Source organism: Pseudovibrio sp. M1P-2-3 (assembly GCF_031501865.1).
Taxonomy (GTDB): domain Bacteria; phylum Pseudomonadota; class Alphaproteobacteria; order Rhizobiales; family Stappiaceae; genus Pseudovibrio; species Pseudovibrio corallicola.
Genome location: NZ_JARRCW010000001.1, coordinates 4366174 through 4392131 on the forward strand (window position 1 = coordinate 4366174; position 25958 = coordinate 4392131).

Sequence of the window (25958 nt, forward strand, 5' to 3'; positions counted from 1 at the left end):
GTCTGGACTAATACCAACGGCACTTATAATTGACCTGTATGCGCCCAATTTCGTCTACCGATTGATGTGATTGTGTGGGGTTGTTGAATAAGCTTATTCCAAGCGGAACAGGCGGCATCGACAATTTCCTGGTAGTCTTGAAAGGTTCGGTTAGAGAGCCAGTTTTGCCGTAAGTACTGCCAAACATTTTCAACCGGGTTGAGCTCCGGAGAACGGGGTGGGAGCAGCAAGATGGTTATATTATCAGGCAACTTCAGTTTTGCCGTTGTATGCCAACCCGCTTGATCCATCAGGACCACTGCGTGCGCCCCTTTGGCGACGGTTCGGCTGATTTCTTTAAGGTGAAGCTGCATGGAATTGGTATTGGCTTTGGGCAAAACAAGTGCTGCCCCTTTGCCGTGGGCGGGGCAGATGGCCCCGAATACATAAGTTGATTGATAGCGCCCGTCGCTGGGAGCCCGTGGTCTCGTTCCTTTTTTTGCCCACCTTCTGGTGAGCCCATTTTTTTGACCAATGCGGGCTTCGTCCTGCCACCAGATTTCCATGGATGTTTGTGAGGGCAAGCGCGCTTTTATTTCTTTAAGCTGGGCATGGAAGTTTTTTTATATGTCTCCATAACTTGCTCGTCCTGTGCCGGGTGCTGTGGCCGAACGCTGACCCGAGAAAATCCCAGAACTCTGAGGAGGCTTGAAATAGCCCTTTCGCTATAGCTGACCCCAAACTTCTGCTCGATCACACCTTGCAGATCCCGCCGACGCCAGCGAATTACGCCGTGTTGTTGTAAATCAGGCCCAGCCTCAACCAGATCTGCAAATTCAGCCATTTGCTCTTTATTTAACCACCGGACACGGCCCGGGCTCTTACGATTGTACAGGCCGTGCGGCCCTTCTGCGTTAAACCGATGCACCCAGTCTCGCAGTGTTTGGCGGTCCATGCCGCCCATGCGTGCCGCCTCCAAGCGCGACAACCCATCATAAACAGCAGCAAGAGCAAGAAGGCGGCGGCTCTGCCTGACATCCTTACTTTGACAAGCAAGAGTTCGTAACGAAGAAGCATCATAGTCTCGGCGCAATGGGATCGCTGACATTGGGAATCTCCTTTCCCAATGTTGAATCACAATTCAAGTGATTTGGGAATCCTCATCCCGAGTCAAAAACAGGTGCCGTTGGTATAATTCTGAAATCTGGCTCCCGCTGCGACAACCATATTCTGAGCAAATGCTAGATTATTGACACTCTCCGCTCACACATTATTATCCAAACAGCACTCTTCTTGCAAAAACGAAACCAAGGCATCTAACTGTTCAAACTGGGCAACACAATACAGTGTACGCCCCTCTCGTCGTTGTTTGACCAAACCGGCCGATACCATTGCTGACAGGTGGTGAGAGAGGGTGGAGCCCGGAATCTCCAACTCACTTTGCAAAACTCCCACAGACATACCTTGAAACCCTGCTCTGACCAGACGCCGAAATATATTTAACCTTGTAACATGCCCGAGCTCTTTTAGAGCCTTCGCCACTTCATCAACCTGCATTGCTTTTCTCACTTCCTTATTATTTCCATAATAGCAGAAATAATTTGACTCCCACAGTCTTTATTTCTATTATTCTAGAAATATAAAAATAAGGACTATGTAAAATGGCGTTCACCCCTGATATGCTCATAGACACCATCAAAATGTTCACCTTTTTGATGGTGGAACTAACCCTGTTGTTTTTGGCAATTAGCTACTTTGTTGCTCTGTTACAAGAATATATTCCTCCAGTACGCATACAAAGGATCCTGAGTGATCGCCATGGTAAAGGCTATATTCTTGCTGCTTTTTTAGGAGCCATCACACCATTTTGTTCCTGCTCCACCATTCCATTTCTAAAAGGGTTACTCAGGGCAAAGGCGGGCTTTGGAACTACGATGGTATTCTTGTTTGCAAGTCCTCTGCTTAATCCGATCATTATTGGCATTTTTGCTGTTACCTTTGGCATAAAAGTCGCCCTGTTCTACTTCACTGTTGCCCTGGTGATTTCTCTGGTGGCAGGCTACACACTTGAGAAGCTTGGCTTCGAAAAATATATTCGAGCAGATTCTTTAGGAATACCTGCTGCAAACAGCTGCCAGAGCTCAGCATGCGGACATAAGCCTCCAAAGTCGGTTCTTTGGGCCCAGCTATGGAAAGCTACATGGCGGGATTTTAAAAAGGTCTTTCCTTACCTTCTGGCTGGTATCTTCATTGGCTCGATGATCTACGGCTTTGTGCCAACCACCCTCATCAGCTCGGTTGCAAGTGAAGATAACCTATTGGCAATACCGTTCGCGGCAGTCATCGGAATTCCGCTATATATTCGCGCTGAAGCAGTAATTCCTCTCAGTGCCGCCCTTGTTGCCAAAGGCATGGGAATGGGCGCTGTCATGGCACTGATTATTGGAAGTGCAGGTGCCAGCCTAACAGAAGTAATTTTGCTTAAATCCCTCTTTAAAATGCAGTTAATTACCGCATTTCTAGTGGTCATACTCACAATGGCCATAACTGCAGGAATTCTATATACGCTTTTATTGTGAGCTGTTACGCAGTTGGTCCAGCTCACAATCTATGTAAAAAGCCCCGCTTAAAAGCGGGGCCTTATTTTTATTCTGAAAGTTCGAAGAGCAGCCCAGCGGCTACTGAGAACTTGGAGACACTCAAATTTGTCTCCAGTATTTCCTCAACGGATTTGTGGGTCCGCCGGGCGCTTTCACCCACACTCTCAAGCCAGCCTTCAAAGCCACCAGCATGGACAATCACTTCACTGGTTAGCTTACGATGAGACTCGGCCAATGAAGAGCGTGCTTTATCGAGGGCCAGACCGTCGTAGTAATCGCGGATCTCATAGGTTCTCGCCAATTCATCAATAGAATTGAACCGGAAATAATCCGAGATGACAAAATAACAGGCCGCCGCCTCTTCAACTGGGTGACCTGTCTTTTCAGCAACAAGCACAATATCAGGGATCATCATTTCACTTGGTAGGCGAGCAATACGCGCAGCCAAGTGAACCGGTACACCAGCCATAATCAGGCGTTCAGTTTCTTCTGTAAGGGCCTGAGCAACGTCTTCTGGCACAAACCGTTCCAATCGAGGAGACAGCTTCTCAACATTTTCCTTAAAGCGCATCACCGCCGCTTCAATACCGGCACCAAAGGAGATATTACGCAGGAACCACATGACCTGACCGTGCACAAGGCTTTGTAGGGCTGCATAAAGCTCCAGCTGAAGGTCACCATCAATCTGGGTATCCAGCGCATCAATTTCCTCATTCAGCGCGGTCAACCCGTAGGCGTCTCTCACTGCTGCAAAAGCTTTTGCAATGTCGGCTGGTACTGCATTCGTCTGGTCAATAATACGCGTAATGAAGGTTGGGCCGCCGCGGTTGATAATGGAGTTTGCCAGCATTGTAGCAATAATTTCACGCCGTAGACGATGGCTTTCAATCTCATCCCCGTACTGGGTTTGCATGGGTGCAGGGAAGTAGCGTTTCAACTCCTTGGCAAGGTAGTCATCATCTGGCACAGAGCTTTTGAGGAGTTCATCATAAAGCGTTATTTTCGCGTAAGCTAAAAGAACACCAATTTCAGGTCGTGTGAGGCCCAGTCCCTGCTTCTCAAGCTCCTCAAGAGCCAGATCATCAGGCAAGTCTTCAACGGCTCGGTCTAGCAGGTCCGCAGATTCAAGCTGACGCATCATGCGGGCCTGATATCCCGTATCTTCCAACTTTTTGCGTTCACACAGGGAGATTGCCAATGTCTGCAAGTAGTTATTGCGCAGAACCAAAGAGGCAACTTCATCGGTCATATCTGCAAGAAGAACATTGCGGTTTTCAATGTTCAGTTTATCAGCCTTCACCGCACTGCCCAGCGCAATCTTAATATTCACTTCCAAGTCAGAGGAGTTCACACCCGCCGAATTGTCAATAGCATCCGAGTTACAGTGCCCACCTATACGGGCGAACTCAATACGCGCTTTTTGCGTGATACCAAGGTTTGCTCCTTCTCCGATCACTTTCGTTTTCAGTCGTGAGGCTGGAATCCGGATTGAATCATTTGCACGGTCACCCACCATTTCATTGGTTTCATCAGTCGCCCGAATGTAGGTTCCAATGCCGCCAAACCACATCAAGTCAACTTCCATTTCCAAAATGGCAGTCATGATTTCCTGTGGCGAATTGGTCGCCTTACTCAGTCCCAGTAACTGCTGGGCCTGTTCAGGTAAGCGAATGGACTTCACATTCCGTGAGTAAATGCCACCGCCCTGTGAAATCTTGGATGTGTCATAGTCCTGCCAGGACGAGCGCCCCATATCGAACAAGCGCTTACGCTCGTCCCAAGTAGAGGCTGGATCAGGATCAGGGTCAATAAAGATATCCCGGTGATCAAAGGCTGCCACGAGCTTTGTGGCCTTTGAAAGCAGCATACCGTTGCCAAACACATCGCCGGACATGTCACCTACACCGCAGGCCGTGAAAGCTTCGCTCTGGATGTCGTGGTTCATTTCACGGAAGTGGCGTTTCACCGCCTCCCAAGCACCTCGTGCTGTGATACCCATCTTCTTGTGGTCATATCCAGCAGACCCACCGGAGGCAAAGGCATCTCCCAGCCAGAAGTTCTTGCCCTCTGATATGGCGTTAGCTGTGTCTGAGAATGTGGCTGTTCCCTTGTCCGCCGCAACAACCAGATAAGGGTCATCACCATCCCGGCGCTCCACAAGAGTAGGCGGAATGATTTTTTCACCTTCTATGTTATCGGTTAGATCCAAAAGAGACGAGATGAAGATCTTATAGGCTTCCGTACCTTCCTTAAAGACGTCTTCACGGCTGCCACCTTCCGGTAACATTTTCGGGAAGAAACCACCCTTTGAGCCCACAGGCACAATCACAGCATTTTTAACCTGCTGCGCTTTCACCAGCCCCAGAATTTCGGTTCGGTAATCCTGCGCCCGATCAGACCAGCGCAAGCCTCCGCGGGATGCGGACCCAAAGCGCATATGTACACCTTCAACACGCGAGCCATACACAAAAATTTCACGATATGGGCGCGGCTTGGGAAGGTCATCAATCTGGTGCGGATCCAGCTTGAAAGCAAATGTGGCTTTCGGCTGCCCATGTTCATCCAACTGGAAGAAGTTCGTCCTCAAAATACCGTCGATTACATTTTTAAAACGGCGTAAAATACGGTCGTCATCAAGGCTTGTGACTTCATCAAGAAGTTCTGCAATCCTAACCTCAAGATCAGCTTCAGCCTTCGCACGCTTGGCCGGTTTTACAGTTGGATCAAAACGCGTATGGAACAGGTCAACCAGTTTGGACGCAATAACCGGATACCGGTTTAGCGTGCCCCACATATAATCTTGAGAATAAGGACTTCCCGCCTGCCGGATGTAGCGGGACAAGGCTCTTATTACAGCAATATCTCGCCACCCAAGACCGGCAGTAATTGCCAGAGCGTTATAGCCATCATTCTCTACAAGGCCTGTCCATGTGGCAATAAACAGCGCTCCAAGCCGTTCAATATCTGCCTCTGAAAAACAATGTGTTGCATCACTGCCAACTTCCAAAGTGGTATCATGGAGATAGCACATGGGACGCTTTCCAGGAGCAATCTTGTAGGTCCGTTCATTGATCACCTGAAAGCCCATATTTTCCAACATGGGGACTCGGGTGGAAAGCGCGAGAGGTGTATTTCTGTTGAATGTGCGCATGGAAAGGCTTGTACCTGAGCTCCCCTCAGGCCCCTGAAAGCACATGAGCATCGGACGTTTGTCGCTCATGGCCTCCAGCCTTTGAATATCATTCACTGCGACTTCAACAGGCGTAATGGAAGTATACGCACCATCAAACGCGTTTTCATATCGCCGCATGAGAGATCCAGATTCTCCCTCACGATACTTTTTACCCAACTCTTCTTTGAGGTTATCGGCCCAAGATCGAATAATCCGAGCTATATCGCTTTCAAGGCCCTTGCGGCTAGGGTTAGGCGTTTCCCCTTTATCCCGCCCGATAATGTAATGAACTCTGACGAGTGGACCTTCCGGGAAGGAGGCATACCAGGCGGACACACGGCCATCATAGGCTTGCGCCAGATACTCGCCGATCTGAATGCGTTTTTGCGTCGTGAAACGATCACGCGGCAAGTAGGTTAGAATGGAGACAAACCGGTCAAACTTATCCCGCCGAGCCAAAATGCGTGTACGGGGGCGCTCATAGAGCTGCAAAATATCTGTTGTGAAGTCACACAGGGTTTCCAAATCAATCTGGAAGAGGTCATCCCTTGGGTAGCCCTCCAGAATGTTCTGCAGAGCGCGCCCGGAGTGCCCCTCCGGATCAAAGCCATGGTATTGCATGACTTTGGTGACTTTTCTGCGGATATAAGGAATAGAGGCCGTTGATTTTGTATAGGCTGTGGATGTGAACAGTCCAACAATGCGTAGCTCACCATTCAAATTGCCATCTTCATCGAACAGTTTCACGCCAATGTAGTCCATATGAACATGACGATGGACACGACTGCGGACATTGGCCTTAGCAATGATAAGGGGTTCACGTTTGAGGAGGAAGTCCCGAATTTCCGGCGACATGACAACGAATTCGGACCCACGGCGCAACACACGCACATCCGGATTTTTCAAAAGGCCTAGACCCGTGTCAGTAACGTAATTAAGCTCGCCGCTTTCCACGCCCCCATCAAAAATATACTCCCGCATACCCAGAAGAGTGAAGTTATCAGAGCCCATCCACTCCAAAAACTGGACCGCTTCATCAAGCTGATTCTTTGAATACGGCGTGAGGGCGTTTTGGAAGGCGTCAACGGCCTGAGAAAGCCGGTCACGCATTGGACGCCAGTCCGAGACCACCAACCGCACATCATTCAAAACCAACTCCAGCTGGCTTTGAAGCGCATCTACATCATCTTGCGTACTCTGCCGCGCCACATGGATGTGGATGAGGCTTTCACGGCGAGCTTCCGGAGCTCCGGTCCCGATGGTTTCCTGCGCAGAGAGAAGCAGGCCGCTCTCATTCCGGTCAACAACAAACTGAGGGTGTAGAACAAGGCGGTAATCTATGCCTTTATCCTGCAATTCACCTAGAACAGAGGCAACGAGAAACCGAAGGTTATCATTTACAATCTCTACGACTGTGATGTCCTCGAGATTGTCACTTCCCTTAACACTCTCGGGATTAAAAACACGGATTTTATGTGTGCCCAAAGGATGATCGGCGAAGTCCCTCCAGGCTTCACCTGCCAAGTATGCGAGCTCTGATGCAGTATATTCCAGCAAGTCCTCTGCATCACCATGTGCATAGAAGTCCGCCGCAAACTGTGGCAGAGCCTTGTCTTCATCTTCCCGCAGAATCTTGCATACATTTTCAATTAGACTGCTTAGTTCACTATTGTCAGCGACTATCGCCTCGGACATGTGCCGTCCCTCGTCCCTATGCTTGAAGGTTGTTCGCGGCCTCCATCGCCACGAAGTCCCCCAAATCAGTAATTTTGCTCGCTTAATCTATGCGGTAAAGAACCTAGCATAAAGTCGTAATTTTTCCTTTTGGTAGCTATTCACCGGATTCGTATTGTTTCCACCGTTACACTTAATGAAACCACCGAACCTCATAAATTACATTTGAAGGTCAAGCACTCGAAGCAGGTAGATTGAGACACCCTCAATACTGCTTGAGTACTCCGTCGCCCTTTTCTCCTTAGAGTTCTAGGCTTACCGGCAAAGACGGTGTAAAAGGCTATGAGAACAGAATTTTTATGGGGTGTACGACAGAATGTCAGTGCGGATTTTTATTGATGGTGAAGCAGGAACAACGGGTCTACAGATTCGTGAGCAACTGGAGGGACGTTCGGACATTGAGCTCTTGCAGATTGCCCCTGAGCTTCGCAAAGACGTTTCCGCGCGTGCCGACCTGCTGAACTTAGCTGATGTCGCTATTTTGTGCCTTCCGGACGAGGCAGCAAAAGAAAGTGTCTCTCTCTTAGAAAACACTTCAACCCGTGTCATTGACGCTTCAACCGCCTATCGCGTGAACCCGGACTGGGCCTACGGCTTTCCAGAGCTGTCACGTGAGCATTCCAAAACCATTGAGGCAGCTCGTTTTGTGTCCAATCCAGGATGCTACCCGCAAGGTGTCATTGCCACAGTGCGCCCGTTGATCGAGGCGGGACTACTGCCTTCGGATGCTGGATTTTCAGTGAATGCAATTTCGGGTTATTCTGGCGGTGGGCGCCAGATGATTGAGACATATAAAGACAATCCTACAGCTCCCGCCTACATGCCCTATGCATTGACCTTGGCTCACAAGCACCTGCCCGAAATGCAGCAGTATTCAAAAATGGAAAGAGCGCCCCTCTTCCAACCTGCCGTTGGCAACTATGCCCAAGGCATGGTGACAGCTATACCTTTGCAACTCGGCGCTTTGAATTCACAGGTTACCGGCAAAGAGCTGCATGCAGCCATCGCAGATTACTACAGCCCAATTGACGGCTTTGTAGAAGTCGCGCCGTTTGAGGCAGTGAACAGCACTCCGGCCTTGAACCCTGAAGCACATAACGGAACAAACACTATTCGCCTTCATGTGTTCGCCAATGATGACAACAACCAAGCCGTTTTGATGGCAGTCTACGACAATCTGGGCAAAGGAGCGTCCGGTGCCGCTGTCCAGAACCTGAATTTAATGCTGGGTATGGATCAGGCAACGAGCCTGCGCCGCAGCGTATAACAAGTTTCTAGAGTGTTTTGAGGAGTTAACCCATGGAAAAATTCACGAAAATCACAAGTGTCGCGGCGCCGCTGCCCCTCGTTAATATCGACACTGATATGATTATCCCAAAACAATTCTTAAAAACAATCAAGCGCACTGGTTTGGGCACCGCCTTGTTCCATGAAATGAGAACAAATGATGATGGCTCAAAGAAGGAGGACTTTATCCTTCATCAATCAGCCTATAGCAAATCTCAAATTCTAATAGCAGGCGATAACTTCGGGTGCGGATCCTCTCGCGAACATGCTCCATGGGCGCTTCTGGATTTTGGTATCCGCTGTGTTATCTCTACCAGCTTTGCCGATATCTTCTTCAATAACTGCTTTAAAAACGGCATTCTTCCAATTGTCGTTTCTCAGGAGACCTTGGATTCCCTGATGGGCCATGCTTCCAAGGGAGCCAATGCTGTTTTCACAATTGATCTGGAACTGGAAGAAGTTCAAACTCCAGATGGAGAAACCGTCAAATTTGCAGTCGATCCATTCAGAAAACACTGCCTGCTTAACGGATTGGATGACATCGGTTTGACCTTGGAAAAAACTCATCACATCGATGCCCATGAGCAGCGTTTCGCTGACAGCCATCCTTGGCATTGAGCCATAAGGCGCGATCAAATTTTAGTTTTAGGGGAAGTAGAGGGCACTGTGGCCTCACTCCCCCTTGAACCTTTCTCAAGTCTTTCGCGTTTTATAGCAAGTCCTCAAGGTTTTAAGCGTCCACCTACTCCTTCCGGTGAAGTTGGTCGCTTAATGTTCCTGCATATGATAAACGCCGCTCCGCCCGAGACAAAGAATCTGTCATTTTTTTAAAGTCAGCGGCCTTTTCCTGAAACAACCGCACCGCCATTTCAGGAAACTCCTGTAGCATCCTCAAAAACAGGCTTCGGCTGATCTTTAAAATACTGCACTCTTCCAGAGCAACCGCACTCACGGGCCGAACTCCAGCGTCCACGAGCAGTGCATTCTCACCAAGCAGCGTACCGGCAGCATAGACCCCCTGCTTTACAGCGGATGCCCCCAGACCTGTTTCCAGTTGTATCCGACCGGAGCAAATAACCAGCCCTCCGTCTGCTCTATCCCCTTCGTTGAATATCCTGTGCCCTGCGGGCAGGCGAACTTCTTCTGCACTAAAGGCAAGCAAGCGTAATTGGTCTTCCGAACACTCTTTCAATATCGGGACCAGCTTTAAAACACTGATGTTACTGGCAAGGGTCATAGCTATGCATTACCGCCGAATGAATTATGGTACAAGTTTATATCCACCTGCTTCGGTCACCAGAAGCTCCGCTTTGGATGGATCTACTTCCACTTTTTTCCTCAACCGATAGATATGCGTCTCCAGAGTATGCGTCGTTACCCCTGAGTTATACCCCCAGACTTCATGAAGAAGTACATCGCGGGTTACAGGCTTTTCCCCTGCCCGATAAAGGAACTTCAAAATGGCGGTTTCTTTCTCGGTCAACCTAATTTTGCTGCCATTTTCGTCCAGCATAAGTTTGGCGGAAGGCTGAAAGGAAAAACGGCCAATGGTAAACATGGCATCTTCACTCTGTTCATGCTGGCGCAAGTGTGCACGAACTCTCGCCAGAAGAACTGAAAACTTGAAGGGCTTTGGAACATAATCGTTCGCACCAGCTTCGAGCCCCAAAATCGTGTCACTGTCCGTATCATGGCCAGTTAACATTATGATCGGAGACTTAAATCCACTCTTCCTGAGAAGTTTAACAGCCTCACGGCCATCTATATCAGGCAATCCAACATCCATGATCAGCAGATCCACAGGACCATCTCCCGCGAGTTTCATGCCTTCAGACGCCGTTGCAGCTTGCCTTATCTCAAATTCATCATAGAGTGAAAGCTGCTCGACCAAAGCTCCCCGTAGATCTTCGTCATCATCAACGAGTAGGAGTTTGCGCGTAGACATCCAATATTCCTCCAGCTTTCAAATCCATTTTGTTTCAAGGTCTTCAACACTACATGGCCGCAGAACTACGAAAACACCAGATAAAACTATCACGAATTATATTTACACCATAAATTTAATCTCACAGAAATGTTATTTGCTTTTTGGTTAAACTCAAACGTGGCGATTATCGCCCTTACATCGCGGGACAATGACACTTACTCTATCTCCCCCCTTACACAGTAAAGATCCCAGGGCCCTTTTAGTACGGCCCGACCCTTCCAATCCTTGCCGTGCAACTATTCAGTGGGGCGACAAGACCTTTCCCTGCGCACTTGGGAAAGGCGGAATAACCACCAAGAAAAGAGAGGGGGATGGCGCAACGCCTGTCGGATATTTTGAGATTCTGGATGTGTATTATAGGGCTGATCGCGTAACAATGCCTGAAACGGCACTGAGACATGAACCTCTTTCACCAAATGACGGGTGGTGTGATGACACCGAACTGGAGAACTATAACCGCCCCGTTAAACTTCCCTTTGACGGGAGTCATGAGAAAATGTGGCGGGAGGACAACCTCTACGACATTGTCGTAGTTCTCAATTGCAACATGTTTCCGGCAAACAGGGGGGACGGAAGCGCCATTTTTTTTCACCTTGCCAAGGAAGGGTTCCAAGCTACTCTTGGCTGTGTCGCTGTTGAACTTGAAACTATGAAGTTTCTTTTGAAAGAACTGCGAGCTGGCGACAGTCTTCAGGTGGCCCAAAGCTAGGATAATTTGAAAGACCGGATTTATTCTTTACTGGAAATCTCCAGAATTATCGGCCATATAGTGCCCCTATGCGTGGATACCCACAAAGCAGGAAAACCTAAGAGAAACCGAATGACGCAGCTTCAAATACCATTTTTGAAAATGAACGGTCTGGGCAATGACTTTGTTGTTCTGAATGCGCGGAACTATTCCTTTTCTTTTAGTAATGACCAACGGGCTGCACTTGGCAACCGGGAAACCGGAATTGGCTTTGATCAGATGATTACCATCGAGCCTGCACGAAATCCAAAGGCTGACGCTTTCATGCGCATTCATAATCAAGATGGAAGCGAAGTTGACGCCTGCGGCAACGCCACCCGCTGCATTGGCCGCCTGCTTATGCAAGAAAGCGGTAAAGATAGCGTGGTTATTGAAACAAACGCAGGGCTTCTCACTGCTTTTTCAAAGGTGTCGTCAAATAGCCTTATAACAGTCGATATGGGAACGCCGCGGCTTGAGTGGGACCAGATTCCGCTTTCCGAAGAATTTGCCGATACCCGGGCAATCGAGTTACAAATCGGCCCCATAGATGCCCCCGTTCTCCATAGCCCTTCCGTTGTTAATGTGGGAAATCCCCATGCAATCTTTTGGGTTGAGGATGTGGATGCTCATGAGCTGGAAAAACTCGGTCCCCTGCTGGAAAATCACCCGATTTTTCCTGAAAAGGCCAATATATCTATTGCCCATGTTTTTGCAGAAAACAAAATACGCATGCGCGTTTGGGAGCGCGGCGCGGGTTTGACACAGGCATGCGGTACGGGAGCCTGCGCTGTGGGTGTGGCTGCCGCACGCAAACAACTGACAGGCCGCCAGACGACAGTTCTTCTGCCCGGTGGACCTCTCTTCATTGACTGGCGTGAAAGTGATGATCACATTTTCATGACCGGCGAAACGACAATTGAATTTGAAGGCATGCTGGATTTGGACAGCCTTGCCTATAAAAAGACCGCTGCGGGAGATGTGGTCACGGAGCCAATACCTTGACAATTGATGTGGTTACTTTCGGCTGCCGGCTGAACGCCTACGAATCTGAAGTAATGAAGAGCGAGGCAGAGGCAGCGGGACTGAAAGACGCTGTTCTCATCAACACTTGCGCAGTTACCAACGAGGCAGTGCGTCAAGCACGCCAGAGCATTCGCAAAGCACGGCGCGAAAACCCCGAGGCGCGCATCATCGTAACAGGTTGTGCTGCCCAGACAGAATCCTCCACTTTCGCTGAAATGGATGAAGTGGATCTAGTTCTGGGAAACTCTGAAAAACTGGAGCGTGCCTCCTATGGTAGCGTTGCGCAGTTCGGGCTTGACGAAAGCGAAAAGGTCCGCGTCAACGACATTATGAGCGTGCGCGAAACAGCTGGTCACCTGATCGATGGGCTGCAAGGCAGGGCCCGTGCCTTTGTACAGGTCCAGAACGGCTGTGATCACCGCTGTACATTCTGCATTATTCCCTATGGCCGCGGCAATTCGCGCAGTGTGCCAATGGGGGTGATTATCAACCAAATCAAAAGATTGGTTGATAACGGATATAACGAAGTCGTTCTCACCGGTGTCGACATCACATCTTTCGGAGCAGACCTGCCAGGCACACCTACATTGGGCACTTTGACGCAAAAGATTTTGTCTCTGGTTCCCGACCTGCCACGCCTACGGTTATCGTCAATCGATAGTATAGAGGCTGATGATGCCTTGATGGACGCTATCGCGGGCGAGCAGCGCCTGCTTCCACATTTACACCTGTCTCTGCAAGCAGGGGACAATATGATTTTGAAGCGGATGAAACGGCGCCACTCCCGCGAAGATACAATCCGCTTTTGTGAGGATGTCCGTAAATCGCGTCCTGACGCTGTTTTTGGTGCCGACATCATTGCAGGGTTCCCGACGGAAACCGAGGAGATGTTTGAAAACACTTTAAAAATCGTCGATGAATGTGACCTGACATACCTGCACGTGTTCCCATTTTCACCACGCCCTGGCACGCCAGCAGCGCGTATGCCCCAGATGCCTCGAAACATTATCAAGGAAAGAGCCGGACGGCTTCGCGAACGGGGGGAACGTGCTTTGCAAGACCTGTTAAAAGCAGAGGTTGGCAAACTGCGTGATGTACTGGTGGAGAAGGAAGGCCTTGGACGTACAGAGTTGTTCACACTGGTTGAACTTGATGCAAAAGAAGCGGGTAGTATTGTAAAGGCACGTATTACAGGCCATACCAGCAGGCACCTGCTTGCAGAGTCTATTACCTCTACACTTTAGATTTTACGCCAAGGATACAATTTAACGATGAGCGAAAAGAAGCGCGGATTTTTCAGAGGGTTATTCCGAGGCAAAAGTGAAGCGCCTGAAAAAAAGCCTGCTTCTGATTTGGAAACGACCTCTGGTACTGAAGACATTCTGGAACAAGAGCAGCTTGCCCCCTCTGATGAGGGGATAGAAGCGCCAAAGGTTGCCGATCAACTGCCGCAGCCCTCCGCTTCCGAACCTGTCATTGAAGTTATGTCTGCAGGTAATACGCCAGAGGTGGTTGATGCTGCTCCAATTGCAGAGCCTGCACCAACCATTGGCAACGATGAAGATGTTTCGCTTGACCTGACACCTGAAACGCTAAACCCTTCTACTGACGTACTCTCGGAAATTCTGGAGGGGAAACAGGATGAAGAAGCAGCAGGAAAACCCGCAGTACCTGAGAAATCTCGAGAAATTGAAGGAGCTGGAGAACCTTCAGGACCTGAGATATCTGGGGAGGCCGAAGAGCCTGCGCGAACTGAGGCAACTGGCAAAAAGTCTGGCTGGTTCCAGAGATTAAAACAGGGCCTTTCGCGCTCTTCCTCTGCACTGAGCGAGGGGATCTCTTCCATTTTCACCAAGCGCAAGCTTGATGCGGAAACATTGGAAGAGTTGGAGGATATCCTCATTCAGGCGGATCTTGGCGTTGATACGGCCATGACCATTACTGAAAAGGTCGCAGAAGGCCGATATAACAAAGAAATTTCAGGTGAAGAGGTCAAGGAAATCCTCGCAAGCGAAGTAGAGCGTGTTCTTGAGCCGGTCGCAAAACCACTTAACCTTGAAACCGGCCATAAACCCCACGTGGTCCTGATGGTTGGGGTAAATGGCACCGGGAAAACCACGAGCATCGGCAAACTCTCCTCCATGTTGGCGACCCAAGGCAAAAAGGTGATGCTTGCAGCGGGCGACACATTCCGCGCAGCGGCGGTTGAGCAGCTTAAGGTCTGGGGCGAACGCACCAACGCGGAAGTAATTGCACGAGACACCGGCGCAGATGCTGCTGGACTTGCTTTTGATGCAGTAAAACGAGCCACCGAGGAGAATGTGGATGTTCTGCTGATTGATACGGCGGGTCGCTTGCAGAACAAAACCCAACTCATGGACGAGCTGGAGAAAATTGTACGCGTTATCAAGAAGCAGCTTCCTGATGCTCCGCACACCGTTCTCCTCACCCTTGACGCCACAACCGGCCAGAACGCGCTGAATCAGGTTGAGATATTCGGTAAGGTTTCTGGGGTGACAGGCCTTATCATGACCAAACTGGACGGAACTGCACGCGGTGGAATTCTTGTTGCAATTGCAGCAAAATACGGCCTGCCGGTGCACTTTATCGGAGTTGGCGAAGGCGTTGACGATCTTGAGCCGTTCTCGGCAAAGGATTTTGCAACGGCAATTGCAGGTATGGAGGTTTAACCTCCTGCCCGCTAACGATTGAAGGCTCCAAAAACTTAAAAATGGGGCTATCCGATAAGAGCGTACCTTCGCCATAATTACACGCAAAGAGTTTGCTTGCATTTGTATTTTATTGAGCTCTTGTTTACTTCGGGACGCATTTGATGAAATTTCTGGAACTAAAAGTCCACCCACTCATAATTGAATTCGTGACAGCAGGCCTCATGTGGGCGCTGGCCAAGGCCATACCTGGCTACCCTCTCCCGCATTTCATCGCAGTTCTTGGATTTCTCACATTCGCAATAGCAGGCTGCGTCCTCGTACAAATGGGTAAGTGGCGTTTTGGGCAGCACCAAACCACGCACAATCCGACAAGGCCCGAGAGCGCTTCAGCACTGGTGACAGGTGGCATCTACGGTATTACACGCAACCCCATGTATCTGGGGATGCTCCTGATTCTCGTCGGCTGGTCCATTTACCTGTCCAGCATGGCAGCGTTTCTGGCACTCTTGATCTACGTATTTTATTTGAACATGTTTCAGATCAAGCCAGAAGAAGAAGCTTTGAAAAAGCTTTTCGGTAAAGACTACGAAGACTACTGCCAGCGAGTGCGCCGCTGGCTCTGAAACAAGTATGGCCCCAATAAACTCAGGGGGCCATACAGAACACCTCTACAGTGTCCCCCCGAAGAAGGGCCGTTTTTCGGTAGAGATACACGTACAGAAAGAGTAAAAGCGGCAAGGTCTTTCTATTAATACGCAAACCGCCTTAACTGGAGACAATCCCGCTTTCTGTCGCTTCCATGTTAAAGGCTGCCGCCATCAGGGCTCTGGTATATTCTGAAGACGGATGCTCAAAGATTGTTTGTGATGGCCCTGCCTCAATCACATTGCCCTGCTTCATAACCACAACATCGTTGGCAAGTGCGCGCACAACCTTCAAATCGTGGGAAATGAACAGATAAGCCAGCCCATGCTTGCTTTGCAACTCTCGCAGCAAATCGACTACCTGTGCCTGAACACTCATATCCAACGCCGATGTGGGCTCGTCCAGCATCACAAACTTGGGCTCCAGCACCATTGCACGCGCAATTGAGATACGCTGCCGCTGCCCCCCAGAAAATTCATGGGGGTAGCGATGGCGCGTTTCTGCGTCCAACCCAACCTCTTCCAGCGAGGCTGCAACTTTTCTGTCTCTGCCAGCCGCAGACATGGACGGGAAATGAACTTTGAGCCCTTCTCCAATGATATCAGCCACCGACATACGCGGTGACAACGCACCAAATGGATCTTGAAAGACAATTTGCATGTCACGCCGAAGAGGCCGCATTTCTTTCCATGAGAATTCAGCGATCGAATTGTTTTCGAAGGAAATGCCACCCTGCGATGAGATCATCCGCAAAATCGCGAGGCCCAGCGTTGTTTTCCCTGAGCCGCTTTCCCCCACAATACCCAGTGTTTGCCCCTGTCGGATGGTTATATCAATGCCATCCACCGCCTTCACATGGCCCACGGTTTTACGCAGAAAACCTCTCTTGATGGGGAACCAGACTTTCAAGTCTTTCGTTTGAACTATAACCGGTTGGCTGGCGTCTGTTTCAGGCGGGTCCCCCTTCGGCTCCGCCGCTAAGAGATGCTTTGTATAGGCATGCTGCGGGTTCTCGAAAATACGGGAGGTTTTTCCTTCCTCAACAATCTTGCCATTGGTCATGACGCAGGTTCTATCGGCAATTTTCCGCACAATTCCAAGATCATGCGTAATGAACAGCATCGCCATGCCGGTGCGCTGTTGTAATTCCTTCAAAAGCTTCAGAATCTGTGCCTGCACAGTCACATCAAGGGCTGTGGTTGGCTCGTCTGCAATCAGCAAATCCGGCTCATTCGCCAGTGCCATGGCAATCATGACACGTTGGCGCTGACCACCCGACAATTGATGCGGGTAGGATTTAAGCCGAGTTTCGGGTTCGGGAATACCAACCTGTTCCAGCAGTTCTAACACGCGTTTGCGCGCATTGGTCTCTCCAAGGCCGCGATGTACCCTCAAGATTTCCGAGATCTGCCGCTCCACCGTATGCAGAGGGTTCAAGGAGGTCATAGGCTCCTGAAAGATCATGGAAATACGGTTCCCTCGCACTTTCCTCATCTGGCTGTCCGAGGCCTTCAAGAGCTCTTGAGCATCAAAGTGGATGGAGCCAGTCGGATGACTTGCAGTGGGATAGGGGAGCAGCTTCAGCACCGAGAGCGCGGATACAGACTTTCCTGATCCGCTTTCACCAACCAAGGCAAGGGTTTCACCTCGTCTGATCTCAAAGGAAATGCGATCAACAGCAATGTTGCGTCCCTCCCCTTGAGAAAAGGCGACGCTGAGCTCTTTAACGGAAAGCAGCACACTATTGTTCTTTGTCATAGTATCCCCTCGCCTAGTCAAAGCTTTTGCGTGGATCATAGGCATCGCGGATTGCTTCACCAGTAAAAATCAAAAGAGATAACATAACGGATAGAACTATAAATCCTGAGAACCCCAACCATGGCGCTTGCAGGTTGTTCTTCCCCTGCGCCAGCATTTCCCCAAGTGAGGGAGAGCCCGGCGGCAAGCCAAAGCCGAGAAAGTCCAATGCTGTTAAAGTTGAGATGGAGCCATTGAGAATAAAGGGCATGAAGGTCAAGGTTGCAACCATGGCATTGGGCAGCAGATGCCGCCACATGATGACACCGTTGGACACACCAAGCGCCCTTGCTGCAGATATATATTCAAAGTTTCGGCCACGCAGGAACTCTGCCCGCACCACACCTACAAGTGCAACCCATGAGAAGGCAAGAAGGATTGTAAACAAAATCCAGAAGCCCGGCGTCAACACTGAAGATATAATCAGAATTAGATAAAGCGTCGGGATTGCAGTCCATATTTCAATAAAGCGCTGGAAGCCAAGGTCTATCCAGCCGCCATAATACCCCTGCACTGCCCCAGCCCCGATACCAATCACAGAGGAAGCGACAGTAAGCACAAGACCAAAAAGGACAGAGATCCTAAAGCCATATATTAGGCGGGCAACCACATCGCGCCCCTGATCGTCTGTACCAAGCCAATTCCAGTTTCCATAGGTACAGTTCGGGTCACTCGCCCCTTGCGCATACTGGGAACAGCGCTCGGCTTTATCCATCATCCATGATGGAGGGGCGGGAGCGGGAACCGGTATTTCATTGTTCACAGTGTTATAGGAGTAGCGAATAGGCGGCCAAATCATCCAGCCATTGCTGCCAATTTCATCTTGTATAAAAGGGTCCCGATAATCGGTTATTGCCAGAAACCCGCCAAATTTCTCCTCTGGATACTCCGCAAAAACGGGCATGAGAAGCTCACCCTTGTAAGACACTAGAATGGGCTTATCGTTGGCAATAAACTCTGCAAAGAGCGAGAGAATAAACAGAACGGAGAAAATCCAGAAGGACCAGTATCCCCTGCGATTTGCCTTAAAATTTCGTAGGCGGCGCTGATTGATGGGAGAAAGACGCTGACGCTCTGGCGGCTGCGTTTGCTCGGCTAAGGGGTTGATCGTCTCATACCCTTTATCTTGTAGCTTCTTTTCCAGTTCAGGGTCCATGATCAAACCTCCCGACTTTCAAAGTCAATTCGAGGGTCAATCCATGTGTATGTAAGGTCGGAGATCAAATTCACCAAAAGTCCCAAAAGAGAAAAGATATATAGCGTTGCAAAGACAACGGCATAATCGCGGTTGATAATGGATTCAAATCCAAGCAACCCAAGACCATCAAGAGAGAAAATCGTTTCGATTAACAGTGATCCGGCAAAAAATGCTGAAATGAACGCCCCGGGAAAACCCGCAACAACAATCAACATGGCGTTGCGAAACACATGACCGTAAAGCACCTGTCGTTCAGTTAAACCCTTGGCCCGCGCCGTTTGCACATACTGTTTTCGAATTTCATCCAGAAACGAATTCTTGGTCAAAAGCGTTGTGGTGGCAAAGGCGGAAAGCGCCATGGCGGTTATGGGCAGAACAAGGTGCCAGAAATAGTCCAAAATCCTTGCAGGCCACGATAAGCTCTCCCAGTTATCCGAAGTCAGCCCGCGCAAAGGGAACCAGTCGAAAAACGATCCGCCCGCAAAAATAACAATCAGCAAGATAGCAAAGAGAAAGCCGGGAATTGCATATCCAACCACAATCACAGCCGAGGTCCAGACATCAAAAGATGTTCCGTCTTTCACGGCCTTCCGAATGCCCAGCGGAATAGAGATGCAATAGGATATGAGCATCATCCAGAGGCCAAGCGAAATGGAGACGGGCAATTTTTCCTTGATCAAATCCAGAACAGAAATATCACGGAAGTAACTCTCCCCGAAATCAAAGCGGGCATAATTCCAAAGCATCAGGCCAAACCGCTCCAGCGGTGGCTTATCGAAACCAAACTGCTTTTCCAGATCTTTGATGAACTCCGGATCCAGCCCTTGCGCCCCGCGATACTCAGAGTTCGATGAACCCGAACTCTCTGCTCGCCCCAATTCCATAGGCATTGCGCTACCACCGCCCCCCGAAATACGGGAGGTGGCTGATTCAGCTGTGCCCTGTAATTGGGCGATCACCTGCTCAACAGGCCCACCGGGCGCGAATTGAATGATGATAAAGTTAATTGCCATTATGCCGATAAGTGTTGGAATCATCAGCAACAAACGACGCAGAATATAAGCGCCCATTCTATAAGTATCCTAGTCCACTTTGCCGATGCGAACGGCTTTTTCCAAATCCACCCACCATGTTGTTTCAACCGGGAAACTATATTCGGGGAATGTTTTCGGCGTTCCAAACATATCCCAGAGCGCCACGGTATGAACCGGCTTGTACCACTGTGGAACCCAATAGTATCCAGAGCGCAGGACCCTATCCAAAGCTCTGGCAGCTATCATCATTTTTTCACGGCTTTGAGCCGAAAGCGCTATATCTATAAGCTGGTCAACAACTGGGTCAGTAATCCCCGCCAGATTATAGCTCCCCTCTATACCTGCTTGCTTACTTCCCCAGAATTGGCGAATAGCCTCACTCAACGTTGGTTCGGTGGCATATCGCATGGAAACTATATCATAATCAAAAGTATTGAGACGCAGCTGATATTGGGCAGGGTCAACAACACGAAATGTAGCTTCAACCCCTAACAGGCGCAGATTTTTGATGTAGGGAAGCACGATGCGCTCAAAGACTTGCGATGAAGAGAGAAACTCAAACGTCACTGGGTCGCCGGAGCGGTCCAGAAGTGTATTGCCGGAACGGGTATAACCTGCCTTCACAAAAAGCTCCGAGGCCTGCGCCAACAAGTTCCGATCCTGTCCCGAACCATTTGACACCGGCGGCAAAATGGCTTCGCCGAAAACGGTATCCGGAACCTTCCCACGAAACTTCTCCAGAAGCTGCAGCTCCTCACCCTCAGGTAGTCCTATCGCCTTCATGGGTGAATTTTCAAAGAATGACTGGGTTCGCGAATAAAGGCCAAAAAACAGCGCCTCGTTTGACCATTGAAAATCAAAGGCCATTCCGATTGCCTGCCTGACGCGCGGGTCGGAGAACTTCTTAAGCCGTGTATTGAAAAACCAGCCTTGGGCCCCTGCGGGCCTTCTATCCTCATACTCCCGCTTTACGACCTTACCGTCTACCACAGCTGGAAATGAGTATTCTGTGGCCCATGTTTTGGAGGAAAAATCCTCGCGATAGGTAATGTTCCCTTTTTTGAAGGCTTCAAAAGCGGTCTGCCTGTCGCGAAAGAAGTCTATGCGTATGGTATTGAAGTTGTTATGCCCCCGCACGACTGGCAAATCTTTTGCCCACCAGTCTTCTACTGCCTTATATTCCACATACCGCCCAATCTCGTGCCGACCGATGGAGTAAGGGCCGGAGGACAGGGGCGGCGTTAGCGTAGACTGGGAAAAGTCATAGCGCGTGTAATATCTTTTTGAAAGAATTGGCAGTGTTGCAATCTGTAGCGGGAGGTGACGTGACTGGTTGCCGGAAAACGTCAAGACGACGGTTTTCTTGTCTGGCGCTTCAGCCTTTGAAAGCTCCGCAAGCAATGTTCTGATGAGTGGATGCCCTTTTTCCTTGAGCGTTTCCAAAGAAAAAACAACATCTTCAGAAGTTAGTTCCGACCCATCATGAAACTTGGCTTCCGAGCGCAGATTGAATGTAGCTGTATTTCCATCTTCGGCTATCAGGGCCGTTTCTGCAACGAGGCCATAAACAGCATCGGGCTCATCAAACGCACGTACCATAAGACTATCAAAACACAGTTCCATCCGGGGGGGAGCATCTCCCTTCAGGATAAAACTATTGAAACTATTAAAAGTTTGCGGGCTCTGGTTAAAGCTCCAATCGGGAGCCGTCAAACTTATCTTACCCCCCTTCGGCGCTTTTGGGTTCACATAATCAAAGTTTGAGAAATCAGCAGGATACTTGAGAGCCCCGAACACGGACAGACCATGAGAGCCCCAGTTTGCCCTTGCCGGAGCTGCTCCCACTGGTAGCAGAGACGCCGCTGCGCCCATGCCAACCTGTTTAAGAAAGTGCCGTCGATCGACATGCCACTTGAACATTATTGCTGCCTCTCGATTTTGGCTGCCTTTTCTTGATCGTACCACCATATATCAGGGAAGCCGATGGCATATTCCGGGAGCTTTTCTGGCCTGCCAAAGCGATCCCAATGAGCCACAAAGGCATAAAGAGAGGTCCAGCCCGGAACCACATAGTTGTGTGCCAGCAACACTCTGTCCAGCGCCCGTGTCATGGCAACCAGCTCTTCTCGGTTTTTAGCTTGAATAAGACGGGCGACCAGATCGTCGATTACGCTATTCTTGATGCCGGCATAATTTTGTGAGGCTTCAACATCCGCAGCAGCAGAGCCCCAGTAGTCTCTCTGCTCATTTCCCGGTGAAAGACTTTGCGCCCAACCAGTGTAGATAAAATCATAATCACGGGAGCGTAACCGTGCAACATATTGTGAGCTATCAACTGTCCTAAGCTTCAGTTCAATTCCAATTTTACGCAGGCTAGTCTGATAGCGCAAACCAATCCGCTCAAACCTGTTCCCATTCATCAAATATTCAATGGTAAACGGCTCACCGGTTTTGGCATTGACCAGTTTGCTGTTCCTTTGCACGTAGCCAGCCTCTTTAAACAAACTAAGCGCTTTGCGTAGGTTCTGACGCTCTTCCTTTGGCGTATTGGCAACAGGGTTTGTGTAGGGAGTTGTGAAAACGGTTTCAGGCAGTTCGCTTCGGTATTTTTCCAGAATTTGTAGTTCTAGACCTTCGGGTAAACCTCTGGCGGCAAGCTCTGTTCCAAAAAAGTAGCTGTTAATGCGATCATAAAGTCCAAAGAAGATTGTCCGGTTCATCTCCTGAAAGTTAAGCGCATAGTTCAGGGCTCTGCGGACACGGGTATCTTGAAACTTCTCCCGACGCAGGTTGGGTATGAACCCCACCATCAAACCACGCCCGCGAGAGAGCTGGATGAACTTTTCTTTAATAATTTGTCCGCTGCGAACCGCAGGGGTATCATAGGCAGTTGCCCAGTTCTTTGCTGTTGCTTCTCGCCGCCAGTCAAATTGATCTGCCTTAAAGGCTTCCAGCTCTACTGTCTCATCCCGGTAATAATCAAAGCGGATTTTATCGAAATTGTTTTGGCCCACGTTCACAGGGAGGTCCCTCCCCCAATAATCCGGCACACGCTCATAAGTAAGCGACTTGCCAGCCACTAAGGAACCCAACCGATAGGGACCAGAGCCAAGTGGAACTTCGAGGGTCCCCTTGGAAATATCACGCTGTTTGCCCTTTGCATCCTTTCCGGTCCACCAGTGTTTTGGCAGAACCGTTATCTGACCGACAATCTTCGGCAGTTCCCGATTATTTTTCTGGTCAAAAGTAAAGGTAACTTCTCGAGGCCCCGTAACTTCGACGCTCTGCACATTTTGATAGTAAAAGCGGTACTGGGGAGACAGCGCAGTCCACTGTTCAAAGGACCACTTCACATCATCTGGTGTAATAGGAACACCGTCATGCCAGTGCGCACCTTCGCGCAACTGATATTTCACCCATGAGTAATCTTCGGGGTACTGAAGTGCTTCTGCCAGCAAGCCGTATTCAACAGAATCCTCATCCATGGATGAGACCATGAGAGTATCATAGATAACCGGTAAGTAAGCGGCACGCGTTCCCTTTGGCAGAACCCAGTTGGTACTGTCAAATGTGCCTGTAGCCGCAAGGCGCGCAGTCCCACCTTTGGGGGCATCGGGGTTCACATAGTCAAAATATTTGAAATCTTTTTCATACTTAGGTGTGCTGAGCAAAGATGAGGCATATCGCCATTGAGGCTCATCCGAAGTGTCAGCCTGGGCTGCAACCTCTCCAGAAAGACATCCACCAAATAAAACAAAAAAACAGCCCAGTAGACGCAAACCCATGCAACACCCCAAATTTATCACAGCCCCTAATACTCAATTGCAAATGTGGCCAATTACGGATCGCCGTAGCTTTTCCATAGATTTGAACAGATCCTCCCTCGCCTGTCTATTGAGCAAACCATGGAGTACATATTGCAAGTTTAACAGGTGTTTGCAGAAAAATCGTTACCATCGCCAAGGCTGATAACGAAAAAGGCCGGATTGCTCCGGCCTTTTGGGTGTTTCCTGAAAGTTTGAAAATCAGAAAGTAGCTTATTGAATTGGCGCTGGACTATCAGAAAGAGAGCGCAGGTAAGCAATTAGGTCCGCACGGGCGCCCGGCTTCTTCAAACCAGCAAAGCCCATGGTTGTTCCAGGAACCGCTTTCTTTGGTCCTGCCACAAACTGATCCAGATCTTCAAATGTCCAGCCAGCGTGCGTTTCAGAGTAGCTTTGCATTGCTGAAGAGTAAGAGAACCCGTCTGCGGAAGCTGGCTTACGGTCAACAATATTCCAAAGGTTCGGGCCAACCTTGTTGGGACCGCCTTGATCGAAAGAGTGACAAGCGGCACATTTTTTGGCCTGCTTGGCACCGGCATCTATAGAAGCAGAAGCAAGGCGCACAGAGATTGGCTCTTCTTTGGCCACTTCAGCCTTCGCAACATCATTATTGCTGCCGGACTCTTCAACCGCGATTTGATAACCGCGCTTTTCGTCGTTATGCGGCGCAAAAATGATGTCCTTTACGAGACCAATTCCCATAATTGCGACCAAAGCGAACAGAATTGCCCCCGCAATTTTGTTCAATTCAAACGAATCCATCCTAGTAGGCTCCGATATTGGCTGTGCATGGTCCACGCCCCGACAGGCGGACCAAAGCTGGCAAGTTCAGATTTTTGGCGAAACTACAGGGAAGCCTCACATTTTGTCCATAGGATTCTGGGTGATTTTCTGTAGGTCACCGCATCCCCATTCTTTTTGTGTGTTCCGTTCTGGTGGTAAAAACAAAAAAGCAACAGGGAGTATTTTCTGCTTAATTTAGAAAAACCAGCGCGTTTCCAGTGATATGGAAAGACTATGACAAGCACTTCCTCCCAAAAGCTGCATGTAAAAAATGCAGAAAACTCAACTCTAGGCGACTGTGGAAAGCTCAGCAAATGCGCTGATTTGCCACATGTGGCTAAAGTGCATTATAGGCTTTCCATAAATTTAGCAGTGCGCCGTACCTCACGAGGACCTCAAGGACTTCCTCCAACTTCCATCATTACTGAGAAAAAATCCTTTTCCAAAGCGCGTATTCTGCGCCAAGCTGCTTCTCAAAGATCTTGGAACCCACTAAAAATAATTATCGAAACACTTAACTCTACTGGATTATTAAATGTCTGAGCAACGGAAAATCGTCTTTCAGGGCGAAATTGGTGCGAACTCCCATATGGCATGCAACAGTGTCTACCCTGACTTTGATGCAATTCCCTGCGCTACATTTGAAGACTGTTTCCATGCAGTGGAGGAAGGCCAAGCCGACCTTGCCATGATTCCCATTGAAAACTCGGTGGCAGGCCGCGTTGCAGATATTCACCATCTCCTACCTAAATCCAGCCTTCACATTATTGGCGAATATTTCATGCCAATCCGTTTTCAGCTCATGGGACTAAAAGGGGCAAAACTGAAGAACCTCACCCATGTGCAGAGCCATGTCATGGGGCTGGGCCAATGCCGCAATATTATTCGTGAAAACAAAATAACAGCCGTTGTTGGCGCAGACACTGCAGGCTCCGCCCGCCAGATAGCAGAAAAAGGCGATCCGAACTGGGGTGCACTCGCCCCTGAGCTGGCGGCAAATGTTTACGATCTGGAAATCATTGCGCGAGACGTTGAGGATGAGAGCCACAATACTACGCGCTTTGTCATTCTTTCCCGCGATGACAGGAGAACCGTTCGTACGGGCCAGCAGACAATCACCACTTTCATCTTCAGGGTGCGAAACGTTTCCGCCGCCCTTTATAAGAGTCTTGGAGGCTTCGCCACCAACAGCGTAAATATGACAAAACTGGAATCCTATCAGCTGGAAGGACAGTTTTTTGCCTCCATGTTCTATGCTGATGTGGAAGGGCACCCAGATGACCCCAATGTTGCCCTTGCTCTTGAAGAGCTAAACTTCTATTCAGCAGAGTTGAAAATTCTAGGTGTTTACAATGCCAGCCCGTTCCGCGAAAAAATATCGGAACCGGAGGCTAACCGCGCCTTGAGACCGAACCCGAACTCTTAACTGATAGCCACAGCGGGCCCTACTATTTCTCGTTGAAGCTGTCCTATGACGACACGCGCTGGAACCT

General features: G+C 49.4%; 21 protein-coding genes. 10 read left to right on the forward strand and 11 right to left on the reverse strand.

What is annotated here, in order from left to right:
* Positions 1-23 precede the first annotated feature (23 nt).
* Together P6574_RS19230 and P6574_RS19235 are read right to left on the reverse strand one after the other, a co-directional pair.
* Positions 24-1087, reverse strand: a protein-coding gene (locus tag P6574_RS19230) for an IS630 family transposase (RefSeq protein ID WP_310618446.1) whose coding sequence is annotated in 2 segments (ribosomal slippage) — positions 24-604 and positions 604-1087 — 1065 coding nt in all. Because the reading frame shifts where the segments join, the coding sequence is not laid out codon by codon here.
* A gap of 155 nt (positions 1088-1242) precedes the next feature.
* Entirely contained in the window at positions 1243-1548 is a 306-nt protein-coding gene (locus tag P6574_RS19235) for an ArsR/SmtB family transcription factor (protein ID WP_405048122.1), read from the reverse strand.
* A gap of 92 nt (positions 1549-1640) precedes the next feature.
* Between P6574_RS19235 and P6574_RS19240 the strand changes: the two genes are divergently transcribed.
* Positions 1641-2558, forward strand: a complete 918-nt coding sequence (locus tag P6574_RS19240; RefSeq protein WP_310621832.1) for a permease — start codon at positions 1641-1643, stop codon at positions 2556-2558.
* A gap of 67 nt (positions 2559-2625) precedes the next feature.
* Here the strand turns inward: P6574_RS19240 and P6574_RS19245 are convergent, their stop codons facing one another.
* Complete coding sequence (locus tag P6574_RS19245; protein WP_310621833.1) at positions 2626-7446, reverse strand: NAD-glutamate dehydrogenase; 4821 nt, start codon at positions 7444-7446, stop codon at positions 2626-2628.
* A gap of 355 nt (positions 7447-7801) precedes the next feature.
* On the opposite strand from P6574_RS19245, the gene argC reads away from it, so the two are divergent.
* Both argC and leuD read left to right on the forward strand, forming a co-directional pair.
* Entirely contained in the window at positions 7802-8752 is a 951-nt protein-coding gene (gene argC, locus P6574_RS19250) for an N-acetyl-gamma-glutamyl-phosphate reductase (protein ID WP_310621834.1), read from the forward strand.
* A 32-nt stretch (positions 8753-8784) separates the two neighbouring features.
* Positions 8785-9390: a 3-isopropylmalate dehydratase small subunit gene (leuD, locus tag P6574_RS19255; protein ID WP_310621835.1), complete on the forward strand. Its 606-nt coding sequence runs from the start codon at positions 8785-8787 to the stop codon at positions 9388-9390.
* 124 nt (positions 9391-9514) lie between these two features.
* On the opposite strand, the gene P6574_RS19260 is transcribed toward leuD, so the two are convergent.
* Positions 9515-10009: a cyclic nucleotide-binding domain-containing protein gene (locus P6574_RS19260; protein WP_310621836.1), complete on the reverse strand. Its 495-nt coding sequence runs from the start codon at positions 10007-10009 to the stop codon at positions 9515-9517.
* A 24-nt stretch (positions 10010-10033) separates the two neighbouring features.
* Entirely contained in the window at positions 10034-10717 is a 684-nt protein-coding gene (locus P6574_RS19265) for a response regulator transcription factor (RefSeq protein WP_310621837.1), read from the reverse strand.
* A 190-nt stretch (positions 10718-10907) separates the two neighbouring features.
* Here P6574_RS19265 and P6574_RS19270 point away from each other — a divergent pair, with 190 nt between their 5' ends.
* From P6574_RS19270 to P6574_RS19290, 5 genes are all read left to right on the forward strand, one after another.
* Positions 10908-11468 carry a L,D-transpeptidase family protein gene (locus tag P6574_RS19270; RefSeq protein WP_310621838.1) on the forward strand — a complete coding sequence of 187 codons (561 nt, stop codon included), beginning with the start codon at positions 10908-10910 and terminating at the stop codon, positions 11466-11468.
* Between the two features lie 111 nt (positions 11469-11579).
* Positions 11580-12491 carry a diaminopimelate epimerase gene (gene dapF, locus P6574_RS19275; protein WP_310621839.1) on the forward strand — a complete coding sequence of 304 codons (912 nt, stop codon included), beginning with the start codon at positions 11580-11582 and terminating at the stop codon, positions 12489-12491.
* The gene (gene mtaB / locus P6574_RS19280; protein WP_310621840.1) at positions 12488-13756 is read left to right on the forward strand and encodes a tRNA (N(6)-L-threonylcarbamoyladenosine(37)-C(2))-methylthiotransferase MtaB; all 1269 of its coding nucleotides are present in this window, start codon (positions 12488-12490) and stop codon (positions 13754-13756) included. Before dapF ends, mtaB begins: the two co-directional genes overlap by 4 nt.
* A gap of 27 nt (positions 13757-13783) precedes the next feature.
* Entirely contained in the window at positions 13784-15202 is a 1419-nt protein-coding gene (gene ftsY / locus P6574_RS19285; protein WP_310621841.1) for a signal recognition particle-docking protein FtsY, read from the forward strand.
* A gap of 143 nt (positions 15203-15345) precedes the next feature.
* Positions 15346-15807, forward strand: a complete 462-nt coding sequence (locus tag P6574_RS19290; RefSeq protein ID WP_310621842.1) for a methyltransferase family protein — start codon at positions 15346-15348, stop codon at positions 15805-15807.
* Positions 15808-15949: 142 nt separating this feature from the next.
* On the opposite strand, the gene P6574_RS19295 is transcribed toward P6574_RS19290, so the two are convergent.
* From P6574_RS19295 to P6574_RS19320, 6 genes are all read right to left on the reverse strand, one after another.
* A complete protein-coding gene (locus P6574_RS19295; RefSeq protein WP_310621843.1) occupies positions 15950-17587 on the reverse strand; it encodes an ABC transporter ATP-binding protein in 1638 nt (545 codons plus the stop codon).
* A 13-nt stretch (positions 17588-17600) separates the two neighbouring features.
* Positions 17601-18782 carry an ABC transporter permease gene (locus P6574_RS19300; RefSeq protein WP_310621844.1) on the reverse strand — a complete coding sequence of 394 codons (1182 nt, stop codon included), beginning with the start codon at positions 18780-18782 and terminating at the stop codon, positions 17601-17603.
* A gap of 2 nt (positions 18783-18784) precedes the next feature.
* Positions 18785-19894 (reverse strand): microcin C ABC transporter permease YejB, encoded by a 1110-nt coding sequence (locus P6574_RS19305; protein ID WP_310621845.1) that lies wholly within the window; start codon positions 19892-19894, stop codon positions 18785-18787.
* Between the two features lie 12 nt (positions 19895-19906).
* Complete coding sequence (locus tag P6574_RS19310; RefSeq protein WP_310621846.1) at positions 19907-21778, reverse strand: ABC transporter substrate-binding protein; 1872 nt, start codon at positions 21776-21778, stop codon at positions 19907-19909.
* Positions 21778-23643, reverse strand: a complete 1866-nt coding sequence (locus P6574_RS19315) for an extracellular solute-binding protein (RefSeq protein ID WP_310621847.1) — start codon at positions 23641-23643, stop codon at positions 21778-21780. Before P6574_RS19315 ends, P6574_RS19310 begins: the two co-directional genes overlap by 1 nt.
* Before the next feature lie 252 nt (positions 23644-23895).
* Complete coding sequence (locus P6574_RS19320) at positions 23896-24444, reverse strand: c-type cytochrome (RefSeq protein ID WP_310621848.1); 549 nt, start codon at positions 24442-24444, stop codon at positions 23896-23898.
* Positions 24445-24699: 255 nt separating this feature from the next.
* Between P6574_RS19320 and P6574_RS19325 the strand changes: the two genes are divergently transcribed.
* Entirely contained in the window at positions 24700-25008 is a 309-nt protein-coding gene (locus tag P6574_RS19325; RefSeq protein WP_310621849.1) for a hypothetical protein, read from the forward strand.
* Positions 25001-25891, forward strand: coding sequence for a prephenate dehydratase (locus P6574_RS19330; RefSeq protein ID WP_310621850.1), 891 nt, complete (start codon positions 25001-25003; stop codon positions 25889-25891). Before P6574_RS19325 ends, P6574_RS19330 begins: the two co-directional genes overlap by 8 nt.
* The last annotated feature ends 67 nt before the right edge of the window (positions 25892-25958 follow it).